The organism is Serratia sp. HMSC15F11 (genome assembly GCF_001808215.1).
Classification (GTDB): Bacteria; Pseudomonadota; Gammaproteobacteria; order Enterobacterales; family Enterobacteriaceae; genus Serratia; species Serratia nevei.
Window position 1 is genome coordinate 213102 of the sequence record NZ_KV792497.1, and the last position, 12382, is coordinate 225483.

11 protein-coding genes are annotated in these 12382 nt (G+C 55.9%); 8 read left to right on the forward strand and 3 right to left on the reverse strand.

Translation table 11 applies throughout. From position 1 onward, the window contains the following. The first annotated feature begins 11 nt into the window (after positions 1 to 11). The 3 genes from fliS to HMPREF3138_RS20685 all read left to right on the forward strand — a co-directional run bounded on the left by fliS (position 12) and on the right by HMPREF3138_RS20685 (position 1959). Positions 12 to 422, forward strand: a complete 411-nt coding sequence (fliS, locus tag HMPREF3138_RS20675) for a flagellar export chaperone FliS (protein ID WP_038876901.1) — start codon at positions 12 to 14, stop codon at positions 420 to 422. Next, positions 422 to 790 carry a flagella biosynthesis regulatory protein FliT gene (gene fliT / locus HMPREF3138_RS20680; protein WP_038876898.1) on the forward strand — a complete coding sequence of 123 codons (369 nt, stop codon included), beginning with the start codon at positions 422 to 424 and terminating at the stop codon, positions 788 to 790. Before fliS ends, fliT begins: the two co-directional genes overlap by 1 nt. Positions 791 to 1098: 308 nt before the next feature. Further along, positions 1099 to 1959: a helix-turn-helix transcriptional regulator gene (locus HMPREF3138_RS20685; RefSeq protein WP_038882061.1), complete on the forward strand. Its 861-nt coding sequence runs from the start codon at positions 1099 to 1101 to the stop codon at positions 1957 to 1959. A gap of 478 nt (positions 1960 to 2437) precedes the next feature. On the opposite strand, the gene HMPREF3138_RS20690 is transcribed toward HMPREF3138_RS20685, so the two are convergent. Next, on the reverse strand, positions 2438 to 3367 hold the full coding sequence (locus tag HMPREF3138_RS20690) for a LysR family transcriptional regulator (protein ID WP_038876889.1): 930 nt from the start codon (positions 3365 to 3367) through the stop codon (positions 2438 to 2440). Between the two features lie 129 nt (positions 3368 to 3496). Here HMPREF3138_RS20690 and HMPREF3138_RS20695 point away from each other — a divergent pair, with 129 nt between their 5' ends. Continuing rightward, positions 3497 to 4096 (forward strand): FMN-dependent NADH-azoreductase, encoded by a 600-nt coding sequence (locus HMPREF3138_RS20695; protein WP_038876886.1) that lies wholly within the window; start codon positions 3497 to 3499, stop codon positions 4094 to 4096. A 283-nt stretch (positions 4097 to 4379) separates the two neighbouring features. Here HMPREF3138_RS20695 and HMPREF3138_RS25835 read toward each other — a convergent pair whose 3' ends face one another. Both HMPREF3138_RS25835 and fliE read right to left on the reverse strand, forming a co-directional pair. Further along, positions 4380 to 6539: a phage tailspike protein gene (locus HMPREF3138_RS25835; protein ID WP_071605361.1), complete on the reverse strand. Its 2160-nt coding sequence runs from the start codon at positions 6537 to 6539 to the stop codon at positions 4380 to 4382. A gap of 439 nt (positions 6540 to 6978) precedes the next feature. Further along, a complete protein-coding gene (gene fliE, locus HMPREF3138_RS20705; RefSeq protein WP_025159836.1) occupies positions 6979 to 7293 on the reverse strand; it encodes a flagellar hook-basal body complex protein FliE in 315 nt (104 codons plus the stop codon). A gap of 314 nt (positions 7294 to 7607) precedes the next feature. On the opposite strand from fliE, the gene fliF reads away from it, so the two are divergent. Genes fliF through fliI form a run of 4 tightly spaced genes read left to right on the forward strand, consistent with a single transcriptional unit; the run spans position 7608 to position 12361 of the window. Next, on the forward strand, positions 7608 to 9314 hold the full coding sequence (fliF, locus tag HMPREF3138_RS20710) for a flagellar basal-body MS-ring/collar protein FliF (RefSeq protein ID WP_038876884.1): 1707 nt from the start codon (positions 7608 to 7610) through the stop codon (positions 9312 to 9314). Further along, positions 9311 to 10303, forward strand: coding sequence for a flagellar motor switch protein FliG (gene fliG, locus HMPREF3138_RS20715; protein WP_033634975.1), 993 nt, complete (start codon positions 9311 to 9313; stop codon positions 10301 to 10303). The genes fliF and fliG overlap by 4 nt, the downstream gene beginning before the upstream one ends. Further along, positions 10296 to 11000, forward strand: a complete 705-nt coding sequence (fliH, locus tag HMPREF3138_RS20720; protein ID WP_038876881.1) for a flagellar assembly protein FliH — start codon at positions 10296 to 10298, stop codon at positions 10998 to 11000. The genes fliG and fliH overlap by 8 nt, the downstream gene beginning before the upstream one ends. Continuing rightward, complete coding sequence (fliI, locus tag HMPREF3138_RS20725) at positions 11000 to 12361, forward strand: flagellar protein export ATPase FliI (RefSeq protein WP_004934781.1); 1362 nt, start codon at positions 11000 to 11002, stop codon at positions 12359 to 12361. The genes fliH and fliI overlap by 1 nt, the downstream gene beginning before the upstream one ends. Positions 12362 to 12382 lie beyond the last annotated feature (21 nt).

Consider the following 12382-nt stretch of genomic DNA (forward strand, 5'->3'; position numbering starts at 1 on the left):
AAGAAAACAGCATGTATAACCGTAGCGGCACTCAGGCCTATGCACAGGTCAGTCTGGAAAGCGGCGCCATGAGCGCCAGCCCGCACCAGTTAATCGTGATGTTGTTCGACGGGGCGCTCAGCGCCCTGCTTCGCGCACGCATCCTGATGAACCAGGGCGATATCGCCGGCAAAGGCCTGGCGCTGTCCAAAGCCATCAACATCATCGACAACGGCCTGAAAGGCGGCCTGGACCCTCAGCAGGGCGGCGAGATCGCCGAAAACCTGGCGGCGTTGTACGACTACATGAAGCGTCGGTTAATGCAGGCCAACCTGCATAACGACGAGGCGGCGATCGCCGAAGTGGTCAAACTGCTGGAGAACATCGCCGACGCCTGGCGCCAGATCGGCCCCAACTACCAACCTTCGCAGGACGCCGTGTAATGGAACGTCAACAGCAGCTGTTAGCCGCTTATCAACAAATTTACAGCCTGAGCAGCCAGATGATCGCGCTGGCGCAAACCGGGCGCTGGGAAGAGCTCGTCGAACTCGAATTCGCCTACGTGACGGCGGTGGAAAAAACCGCCGCCTTTACCGGGCAAGCCGGCCCGTCTATGGCCTTGCAGGAGATGCTGCGCAATAAGCTGCAACAGATCCTCGACAACGAAACCGAGCTCAAGCGTCTGTTACAGCAGCGCATGGATGAGCTGAAAACGCTGATCGAGCAGTCCACGCGCCAGAACGTGGTCAACAATACCTACGGCCAGTTTCATGACCGCGCGCTGTTGCTGGGGGAACCACAGGTCCGATAAGATCGACAATACTGACGAAAATGGATTAAATAGCACCATGCGCTATTACTCTCGGGTTACGTTAGGATATTAATCTATGGCATTTGAATTATTCAGTTTATGGGTAATTGGTAAAATGCGCACTTCGAGCCTGGCTCTCACTTTAATGGATAAGCATCATCCCGACACGGACGTTTTCTGTTCAGCAGGAAATTGATTTTTGATAGATAAAACACGCCGCTGTGTTTCACAGCCCATGGAAAAATGTTGCTCCAACGCGGATCAAAGCGTAAAGATATTCCCAGATAATGGCTGCGAAATGAATATCGATGGAACGTACAATTAATCTCTGTCCAGGAATTGGTGCCTCAGCGCACATCGTTCAGCATACTGAATTATTATTCCCTTCAGTTTATTTTGAGCAACCACATCTGTATCTGATACAACAAGGCCATAAGCGCGTACGCTGGCAACAACACGAAGTGGTGGCTCATCCCGGCGAGCTGTTGATTATCGACGGGGGGCAAACGGTGGATATTATTAACGGCCCCTCCGAAGAGGGCGTGTTCAGCTGTCAGTTGCTGACCTGCGACCCTCTGCTGCTCACTTTTCAGCCTCCGGCCGAGGAAACGCCGGCGCCGATGCCGTTCGATGCCGTCCTGGCGCTGCGCAATCTACCCTGCGCCCTGAAGCACAGCTTTGAGACCACCAGCCTGGCGCTGGCGCTCCGGCAGCGTTTTCCCACCATCATCGTGCGGCACAAAATGCTGGAAATTCTACTGTGGCTGGCCCAGTTCGGCATTCGCTTCATCCACAACGAAGCCAAAGACCTGACGCAGCGCGTGCGCCGCTGCCTGGCAACCGATCCGCACAGCATTTGGACCGCGGCCAAAGTCGCGGAGAGCCTGTCGATGAGTGAAGTGATGCTGCGCCGCAAACTGTCGATGGAAAATACCGCGTTGCGCAACCTGATGATCGACGTGCGCATGAGCAGTGCGCTGGCCCTGCTGCAATCCACCGACTGGCCGATATCCGCCATCGCACAACATGTCGGCTATGAAAGCGCGTCGCGTTTCGCCGAACGTTTTCGCAAGCGCTTCGGCTTTGCGCCGACCGCCATTCGCGGCCACCAAAGGATTATGGAACCTGGCCCCCTGGGGGCCGAAGCAATAGCCGCCGGAGAAACATAAATAAACGCGCAACAAAATGGCTTTATTTGGCACAGGTCCCTAACAGTTGTCACAACGCTGAGATAGGCTACGCAACGTCGAACCGCCGAAGAGCAAATTAAACGATGCGTAATGAAAAGCGATTATTTTCTCTGGCAATAATGTTGTTGGGGCTGTGGCTTTTAGCATTGCTGTATGAAGAAGACATGATGCGCTTACTTGCCGCACAATAAAATGGCCAGGCTTTTATCGCCTGGTCAGACTTCAGTCCAGTTTAATCAGAATGCCAATTAATACGACGAGTACCGTCAGCATTAAAATACTGATCAGACGCCATCTGGATTCGCTTTTCGTGCTCATTGACCTACCTCGAATAATAACCCTACTAATCAGGCCATAATAAACGGTCATCTGGGCATTCAATAAGCCTGACAGCACCGTTTTCGTCCCTCTATTCGGTACATTAGCGCCCATTTCCTGTCGGTTGCGGCTCCGGCTCTTAGCGTTGTGATACCGACGGCGCCGCAAGCGCCAATTTCCCCGGCAGCTCCGCCACCAGTTTGTCCACCGCCAGTCTCACCTTGAGCGGCTGGTAAGGCATATAGGGCCATACCACATTCACCGGAAAACTGAGGCTGGAATCACCGCGCATGATCTCCACCAACGTCCCCGCCGCCAGCCGATCGCGTACCAGCCACTCCGGCAGCCAGGCAATACCGGCACCGACGGAAACGGCATCGACGATCCCCTGCATGTCATCCATCATCATCTTGGCCGGTGGCCTGAACGGCTGCAGCTCGCCGTTTTCGCCGCGAAGTTGCCAGGGCAACACCGCGCCCGCGTGCAGATACCCCACCGCCTGATGGCGGCTTAACGCGTCCATCGTGATCGGCTCACCGCTGCGCCGCAGGTAGTCGGGCGAAGCACACAGGAGCATGCCGTGTTCCCCCAGGCGCCGGGCAACCAGACTGCCGCTGTCCGCCAGCTCGCCGATGCGTACCGCCAGATCGACCCCTTCGTCGACCAGATCGATCCTGCGGTCGCTGAACGAGATTTCCAGCGTCAGCAACGGATGCTCATTCGCCAGCGCCGTCAGCAAGGGGGCGATGCACAGGTGGCCGAACAACACCGGCACCGAGACCCTGAGCCGGCCGCTGACCTGCATCTTGCCGCTGTCCAGCTGATTTTCCGCCGCCTGTATGTTCGCCAACGCCTGCCGGCAGTGCTCGTAGTACAGTGCCCCTTCATCCGTCAGGCTCAGGCTGCGCGTAGTGCGCATAAACAACATCACGCCGAGCCGCGCCTCCAGCCGCGACACGATTTTGCTGACCGCGGAGCGCGTCAGATGCAGTTTTTCTGCGGCGGCGGCAAAACTGCCGCCTTCCGCCACGGCGACAAAAGCCGGCAGCGCGCTGAGATCGCTTTTCATTTTATAGTTTCCAAATTGGAATCAATTAAGTGAAAACCTATCACCACTGGTGAACAACAAGCAATGATAACCTGCAGTCATTCCGGAATTACCGGTGAAAACCACAGATGACCGTCAGAGGACAACCACATGAAAAAAATACTGGTGCTCAAATCCAGCATTATGGGAAATGACTCGCAGACCAATAACCTGATTGACCGCTATCTGGCGGAACGTCGGGCCAAAGGACACGAAGATAAGATCGTCGAGCACGACCTGACGGCGTTGGATCTGCCGGTATTGGACGGCGAGCTGTTCAGTGCGCTGCGCGGCGCGGAAAACACCAGCCCACGCGCCCAAGCGGCGGTGGCGCTGTCCGATCGGCTGATTGCCGAACTGAAAGGGAGCGATCTGCTGCTGATCGGGGCGCCAATGTACAACCTCAACGTACCGACCCAGCTGAAAAACTGGTTCGATCTGGTGGCCCGCGCCCGGGTAACGTTCAACTATACCGCCACCTATCCGGTCGGGTTAGTCGAGGGCGTCAATGCGCTGGTATTCAGTTCACGCGGCGGCGTACACGCCGGCCAGCCGACCGACGCCGTGACGCCCTACCTGCGGTCGGTGCTGGGGCTGATGGGGATCGGCGACGTGCAGTTTATCTATGCCGAAGGGCTGGATATGAAACCGCATGGCCTCGCGCAGGGGCTGGCGAGCGCCCACGAGCGCATCGCGGAATTGGTATATTGATTAATGAAGTACGAAAAATCTTGTTCCTCAGCCCGCTATCTGAGCGGGCACTCATTTTTGCAGATTATTGCCGCTTTGGTTTAATGATATGCCAGCCAGTGTGGTACCTTTAACTATGCAGGCTAATAATGCAGCATAATTATGTTCGGTTTCACGGAGCTCACTGGCCCCACACTTCAGTTTACATACAGATAAGTTAATTTTAGACTAATATGTTCATCATATGACAATGCATATTAATTGACATTAACAACCACTACGCATTACGAGTCGACACGAACTGTTACTTTGTAACAAACCAAAGCTCAGAGCCTTTTTCTATACGAATGATTCTACCATCGTATTGCTCAGGTCCACCACGATAAGAGAAATCAGCTGTTAAACCCAGATTGTTTTTCCCATTCCCTGCTTTGATAATCAAACCTATAAATGTATCTTCTGCACTTTGAATCACAACATTAAAATATGTTCCTACCGGCATATTGGGCAACGCATGTATAACACATGTTCCGTCAGACGTAGAAACAGTGTAAGTCATTCCATGTTGAGGAATCCAGCCGGTACTCTTTGCGTTAATAGCATTCCCTCCTGCAGACGCAGATAAATGGCTCCCATTATAAGACTTAACCTCGAGCATCTCGCAGCGGTACTTATTATCTAGACCGTCATAAAAAAACTCAATAATGCGCTCATTTGAGATCCCCCAACCGAGATCATACGAGCCACCAACGATAGCACCGTTGAGGCTTAGCACCACAGAACGGTCCGAGCTGCGCACACAAAAGTAAAAGCTACGTGGGCAATCACCACGATTTGGTGCAATCAACGTCACCTTGTATGATGCATTAGCCCAGTAGACAGTATCTGACTGAGGGATAATTGAGCAGTTTTCTTTAATTCGAATGAAATTGTTCGGAATAACTTGGGAGCTTATTGCCGCTGAAGTTGCCGTTTTGCATCTATAAAGGTCCTGAACACCTTTCGCCGTCAAGCCCTCATACCTCCCTGACTTTATAGTGCCATGTCTAAATTTTGGTAAACGCAATTTTTGTGGCTTACTGAAGGAAAAAAAACCATCCCGCGACGTTATATAAGTTATCCCATCGAAAGTATCATTCGGATCAAATATCATTGCCCACTCACCTGTTTTTAGCTGAAACAAACAAGGAGCCTCTATGCCAGAGCGCATAAGATAGTCAATATCCGCACCACCGGTTGACATACTTACCGTACTGACATATTCATATGGCCCTAAAAATGATGTACTGTGAAAAACATCAATCACACCATAGTTTTCTCTTTTTGCCGCAAGTAAATATTTATTGTTTTCGGTATCCTTGACAATATCGGCATCGATACGGCTGTATTTATTAAGACTTCCATCAGATTCATGATAATCGATGCGTGACGGTTCAGAAAACCGCATCTCATTGATATCTATGCATTTGGCAATATATGTGCCAAAGTAATTCGACTTAGCCGTTGGTGAAGATGATTGATCATAGCCTAAGTAAATACTAATAATAACATAAAGCTCATCATTCTCAACAATGAGTTCTGGAGCCCATAATTTATCTGCACCTCTCGTTCCTTTATCCCAGGTTTTTTTTCGGCTACAAATAGCTTCATTTCCATTAAGTTTGACATTAACACGCTTCCAATTTATTAAGTCTTTACTGGTATATACGAGCATGTCATAATTTTCAACTGAATTTCCCGTTATAGCTACAAACCAATTATTTTTGAAAAAACAAATCGATGGGTCACGCCCTGCAATTGATTTTTTACCATCACTCAATTGAGCGGGGTCACTCCAGTTAAGACCATCGTGAGACGTAACTAAATTAACCGCATTTGTGTTTGTCTCAAAAAATGTAGCGTAGTAAATATCAGCAGTGCTTTTTATAAATTCTAATGAGCCCAACTCTTCACCTACGGTGGCATTTTTATACCCAATAAGATCGGCTCCAGTGGAGTCAGACAGCTCTGACAATTTCTCATCAATATATAAGTTAGTAATATAAGGCTCATATTGACGGACATCGGGAATATAAAACTGCTGCCCCCCCTCACGATCATGCACAGCCAAAGCATAACTTTCTTGCGTGACAAGCCTCCCCGCTTCACTGTTGATACGAGGAGCACTACTTTCATCGAGTAATATAGGCTGTGAAACAAGCATACGGGAGCCATCTGCCCGTTCCAGATACACAGGAATCTGGTTTGCCGACACAAGAGGGTTGGTATCAGCCCTGCCTATATACATTTGGCCGTTCGCACTGCCTTTGAATGAGCTTACGAGCGTGAGCAACCGAGGAGGGATAGCACTGAGTGAAGCTGTGTTAGGCCAGAGAGGCCCGTTGTCTTTTGCCCAAGCCGGCGAGGTGATCGCGCCACCGAAAAAAAAGGAGACCAGACCTTTGACTACGCTTCTGCGATCCATAAGTTACTCCAAGGTAAAACACGCCAAGATGCAAAATAGCATATTTTCCTATTTAAAATAGAGTAAATGGGGAGAGTTTTTATCGAGTTAGTGCTAAAAATTGTGAGTAATCTTGACTAACAATTCTTACGCTATCTTCAGGTATATATTTGGCGGTTATGTTTATTTTCTAACGCAATTATAAAAGGAAGTAAACTAACGATTTTCTATGTTGGGAAAACAGTCGCTATTTGACAATGCCCGTTACAATTATGGAAAAAAAAGATCACATAAATCGTCAGGAGTGTCATGTTCCCCTTCCCCCATAAAACACGACGAATTACATGCCAGCCATAGGGGTTTGCGTTCTAAAAAAAGCGAATAATAAATAAAACCAGTCACGTAAAGTATATGCATAGGATATGCTGTCGAACATTTTATCCTATGCATAAAGTTTTCATCACACCGGCATATTCATGATATCTTGGTAGGCCGCCACCAGCTTGTTGCGCACCTGCACGCCCAGTTGCAAAGAGACCGACGATTTCTGCAGATCGACCATCACATCGTTCAGGCTGATGCCCGGCACGCCCAGTTCGAAATCCTGCGCCTGCTTGCGCGCCGTTTGCTGGGTCTCACTGATCTTACCGAGCGCCGCGGTCAGTTCGCTGGCGAAGCTGACGCCCTGCGGCGCCGCATTCTGCCCCATTTTGCCGGCCTGAACCGCCATGGTCTGCATCTGCTGCAGTACCCCTTCAATGCCCTGAATCGCCATCTGGTCCTCAATCATCTCGTCTCGCCGGGTGAAGTTTCACCCTGCACTTCTCCAATGATGCACACCCTAGCACAGCGTTTTCAGACCTAAAGCGGCTAATTAACTGCAAAAAACCCGGCTTATCGGGCAATCAGAATCGTCTGACAAGGCGAATAATGGCCTGCCCAGAAATGGGAGCGCCGCTATTTAGAAGATATGTGTATCAGGGAGTCTGTTTTGTCACACAACGCTAACCATACCGTTCATCAGCCTGGCAGGGAGCTGCTCAGCGGCCCGTACGGGATCGTGAGCGCCATTGAAGGACGAGACCTAAAATGAGTGCTTCGATAACCGCCGGCGAAAGCCGCGACAACGGCCTGCAGGCCATCTGGAATCGTCTGCGCGCCAACCCGAAAATTCCGTTGCTGGTCGCCGCTTCCGCCGCGATCGCGATCGTCGTCGCGCTGCTGTTGTGGGTGAAAAGTCCCGACTACCGCGTGCTGTACAGCAATCTGAACGACCGCGACGGTGGCGCCATCGTCACCCAGCTGACGCAGATGAATATCCCTTACCGCTTTGCCGAAAATGGCGCAGCGCTGCTGATCCCGGCGGAAAAGGTGCATGAAACCCGCCTGCGCCTGGCGCAGCAAGGGCTGCCGAAAGGCGGCGCCGTCGGCTTCGAACTGCTGGATCAGGAAAAATTCGGCATCAGCCAGTTCAGCGAGCAGATCAACTATCAGCGTGCCCTCGAGGGCGAGCTGTCGCGCACTATCGAATCGCTGGGGCCGGTGCAAAACGCCCGCGTTCACCTGGCGCTGCCTAAACCTTCGCTGTTCGTGCGCGAACAAAAATCCCCTTCCGCGTCGGTAACGCTGACCCTGCAACCCGGCCGTGCGCTGGACGATGGCCAGATCAACGCCATCGTTTATATGGTGTCGAGCAGCGTCGCCGGCCTGCCGCCGGGCAACGTGACCGTGGTCGATCAGGCTGGCCGTCTGCTGACGCAGTCCGACGGCACCGGGCGCGATCTCAACGCCTCGCAGCTGAAATACGCCAACGAAGTGGAAAACGGCTTCCAGCGCCGCATCGAAGCGATCCTCGCCCCGGTGGTCGGCAGCGCCAACGTGCGTGCGCAGGTCACGGCGCAGATCGACTTCGCCACTCGCGAACAAACCGATGAACAGTACCAACCTAACCAACAGCCTGACAAAGCCGCTATCCGCTCTCAGCAAACCAGTCTGAGCGAGCAGATCGGCGGGCCACAGGTAGGCGGCGTGCCGGGCGCACTGTCCAATCAGCCGAGCGCGCCGGCCACGGCGCCGATTGAAACCGCCAAGCCGGCCATCGCGCCAGGCAACAATGCCAACGCCAACGCCACCGCGCAAAACGCCGCGACCACCCGCAGCGCGGCGGCCAGCGGCGTACCGCAAAATACCCGTCGCGACGCGACCACCAACTACGAGCTCGACCGCACCATTCGCCATACCCAGCAAAAAGCCGGCACCGTGCAGCGTTTGTCGGTCGCCGTGGTCGTCAACTATCTGGGCACCGATAAAGACGGCAAACCGCAGCCGATGAGCAAAGAGCAGCTGGCGCAGATCGAAGCGCTGGTGCGTGAAGCGATGGGTTACTCCAGCAGCCGTGGCGATACCCTGAACGTGGTCAACACGCCGTTTACCGACAGTCAGGTGACCGGTGGCGAACTGCCGTTCTGGCAAAGCCAGTCGTTTATCGATCGTCTGCTCGACGCGGGCCGCTATCTGCTGGTGCTGCTGGTGGCCTGGCTGCTGTGGCGCAAACTGGTGCGGCCGCAGCTGCAACAGCGCCAGGCGGCGCAACAGGCCGCCGCCGCCGCCGCCAACGCCCCTGCCGCCAAACCGGTCGACAGCAGCAAACCGAGCAACGAGGAGCTGGCGCAGCGTCGTAAATCGCAGCAGCGCGTCAGCGCAGAAGTCCAGAGCCAGCGGATCCGCGATCTGGCTGACAAAGACCCACGCGTGGTCGCTCTGGTAATCCGCCAATGGATGAGTAACGAGATATGAGCCTGACCGGAACCGACAAAAGCGCCATCCTGCTGATGACGCTGGGTGAAGATCGCGCGGCGGAGGTGTTCAAACACCTCTCCTCGCGCGAAGTACAGCTGCTGAGCGGCACCATGGCCGGCATGAGCCAGGTTTCGCACAAACAGCTCGGCGAAATACTGACCGAGTTTGAAGACGACGCCGAGCAATACGCGGCGCTGAGCGTCAACGCCAGCGACTACCTGCGTTCGGTGCTGGTCAAAGCGCTGGGCGAAGAGCGCGCCGCCAGCCTGCTGGAAGACATTCTCGAATCGCGCGAGACCACCACCGGCATGGAAACGCTCAACTTTATGGAGCCGCAGAGCGCTGCCGATCTGATCCGCGACGAACACCCGCAGATCATCGCCACCATTCTGGTGCACCTCAAACGCGGCCAGGCGGCAGATATCCTGGCCCTGTTCGACGAACGCCTGCGCAACGACGTGATGCTGCGTATCGCCACCTTCGGCGGCGTACAGCCGGCGGCGTTGGCGGAGTTGACCGAAGTGCTGAACAATCTGCTCGACGGCCAGAACCTCAAGCGCAGCAAAATGGGCGGGGTGCGCACCGCCGCCGAGATCATCAACCTGATGAAAACCCAGCAGGAAGAAGCGGTCATCGACGCGATGCGCGAATACGACGGCGAGCTGGCGCAGAAGATCATCGACGAGATGTTCCTGTTCGAAAACCTGGTGGAGGTCGACGATCGCAGTATCCAACGCCTGCTGCAGGAAGTGGAAGGCGAGTCGCTGCTGATTGCGTTGAAAGGCGCCGAGCAGCCGCTGCGCGAGAAGTTCCTCAAGAACATGTCGCAACGCGCTGCCGACATCCTGCGCGACGATCTGGCCAACCGTGGGCCGGTGCGCATGTCGCAGGTGGAGAACGAGCAGAAAGCCATCCTGCTGGTGGTAAGACGCCTGGCGGAAAGCGGCGAAATGATCATCGGCGGCGGCGAGGACACCTATGTCTGATCGCATTAACACCCTGCCCTGGCAGCCCTGGTCGCTCAACGACCTGGGCGAACAGAAACCGGCTGTCGAACTGCCGCAGTTGCCGGATCTCGAGCTTGACGATCCGTCGCCGGACGCACAGGCCGAATTGCAGCAGCAGTTGGCGACGCTGCGCCTGCAGGCGGAGCAACAGGGCCAGCAGTTGGGCTATGCCGACGGCCAGCAAAAAGGCTATGAGGCCGGTTTTCAGTCCGGACTGGAGGAAGGCCGCCAGCAAGGGCTGCTGGAAGCGCAACAGCAGCAGCAGCCGCTGACCGCCCACTGGCAGCAGCTGGTCACCGAATTCCAGCACACGCTGGACGCGCTCGACAGCGTGATCGCTTCGCGGCTGATGCAGCTGGCACTGACCGCCGCCAAACAGGTGCTGGGCCAGCCGCCGGTGTGCGACGGCACTGCCCTGCTGGCGCAGATCCAACAGCTGATCCAACAGGAACCGATGTTCAACGGCAAGCCGCAGCTGCGGGTGCACCCGGACGACTACCCGCGCGTCGAGCAGCAGCTGGGGGTCACCCTCAGCCTGCACGGCTGGCGCCTGCTGGCGGACGGCGAGCTGCACCCGGGCGGCTGCAAGGTCAGCGCCGAGGAAGGCGATCTCGACGCCAGCCTGGCGACGCGCTGGCATGAACTGTGCCGCCTGGCGGCACCGGGAGAAGTCTGATGACCGCGCGTCTCGGCCGCTGGCTGAGCTCTCTGGATACGCTGGAAAAACGCATCGCGCGCGCGCCGACGGTGCGCCGCTACGGTCGCCTGACCCGCGCTACCGGGCTGGTGCTGGAGGCCACCGGCCTGCAGCTGCCGCTCGGCGCGACCTGCCTCATCGAACGGCACGACGCCGGTGAGGTGCAGGAAGTGGAAAGCGAAGTGGTCGGCTTCAACGGCCAGCGGCTATTCCTGATGCCGCTGGAAGAAGTGGAAGGCATCGTGCCGGGCGCGCGGGTTTACGCCCGCATCGCGCCGGAAGGCCAAAGCGCCGGCAAACAGCTGCCGCTCGGCCCGGCGCTGTTGGGGCGGGTGCTGGACGGCAGCGCCAAACCGCTCGACGGCCTGCCTTCACCGGAAACCGGTTACCGCGCGCCGCTGATCACCGCGCCGTTCAACCCCTTGCAGCGCACGCCGATCGAGCAGGTGCTGGACGTGGGGGTGCGCACCATCAACGGACTGCTGACCGTCGGCCGCGGCCAGCGTATGGGCCTGTTCGCCGGCTCCGGCGTCGGCAAGAGCGTGCTGCTCGGCATGATGGCCCGTTATACCCAGGCGGATGTGATCGTCGTTGGCCTGATCGGCGAGCGTGGCCGCGAGGTCAAAGACTTTATCGAGAACATTCTCGGCGCCGAAGGCCGGGCGCGCTCGGTGGTGATCGCCGCGCCGGCGGACGTGTCGCCGCTGCTGCGCATGCAGGGGGCGGCCTACGCCACCCGCATCGCCGAAGATTTCCGCGATCGCGGGCAGCATGTGTTGCTGATCATGGATTCCCTCACCCGCTACGCCATGGCGCAGCGTGAGATCGCCCTGGCCATCGGCGAGCCGCCGGCGACCAAAGGCTATCCGCCTTCGGTCTTCGCCAAGCTGCCTGCGCTGGTGGAACGCGCGGGCAACGGCATCAGCGGCGGCGGTTCCATCACCGCCTTCTACACCGTGTTGACCGAAGGGGACGATCAGCAAGACCCGATCGCCGACTCGGCGCGCGCAATTCTCGATGGCCACGTGGTGCTGTCCCGGCGCCTGGCGGAAGCCGGTCACTACCCGGCGATCGACATCGAAGCGTCAATCAGCCGCGCCATGACGTCGCTGATCGACGAAGAGCATTACCGCCGGGTGCGCACCTTCAAACAGATGCTGGCCAGCTATCAGCGCAACCGCGATCTGATCAGCGTCGGCGCCTACGCGGCGGGCAGCGATCCGTTGCTGGACAAGGCGATGACGCTGTATCCGCAGATGGAAGCTTACCTGCAACAGGGCATCTTTGAACGCAGCGGCTATGATGAAGCCTGTCAACAGCTGCAGCAGTTGATTGTTTAACGTCACCAGAGGCGCACAGCG

What these genes read in the sequence shown, in the direction of transcription:
- fliS (WP_038876901.1), top strand. Translation starts at nt 12, where the DNA reads ATGTATAACCGTAGCGGCACTCAGGCCTATGCACAGGTCAGTCTGGAA.
- fliT (WP_038876898.1), top strand. Translation starts at nt 422, where the DNA reads ATGGAACGTCAACAGCAGCTGTTAGCCGCTTATCAACAAATTTACAGC.
- HMPREF3138_RS20685 (WP_038882061.1), top strand. Translation starts at nt 1,099, where the DNA reads ATGGAACGTACAATTAATCTCTGTCCAGGAATTGGTGCCTCAGCGCAC.
- HMPREF3138_RS20690 (WP_038876889.1), bottom strand. Translation starts at nt 3,367, where the DNA reads ATGAAAAGCGATCTCAGCGCGCTGCCGGCTTTTGTCGCCGTGGCGGAA.
- HMPREF3138_RS20695 (WP_038876886.1), top strand. Translation starts at nt 3,497, where the DNA reads ATGAAAAAAATACTGGTGCTCAAATCCAGCATTATGGGAAATGACTCG.
- HMPREF3138_RS25835 (WP_071605361.1), bottom strand. Translation starts at nt 6,539, where the DNA reads ATGGATCGCAGAAGCGTAGTCAAAGGTCTGGTCTCCTTTTTTTTCGGT.
- fliE (WP_025159836.1), bottom strand. Translation starts at nt 7,293, where the DNA reads ATGGCGATTCAGGGCATTGAAGGGGTACTGCAGCAGATGCAGACCATG.
- fliF (WP_038876884.1), top strand. Translation starts at nt 7,608, where the DNA reads ATGAGTGCTTCGATAACCGCCGGCGAAAGCCGCGACAACGGCCTGCAG.
- fliG (WP_033634975.1), top strand. Translation starts at nt 9,311, where the DNA reads ATGAGCCTGACCGGAACCGACAAAAGCGCCATCCTGCTGATGACGCTG.
- fliH (WP_038876881.1), top strand. Translation starts at nt 10,296, where the DNA reads ATGTCTGATCGCATTAACACCCTGCCCTGGCAGCCCTGGTCGCTCAAC.
- fliI (WP_004934781.1), top strand. Translation starts at nt 11,000, where the DNA reads ATGACCGCGCGTCTCGGCCGCTGGCTGAGCTCTCTGGATACGCTGGAA.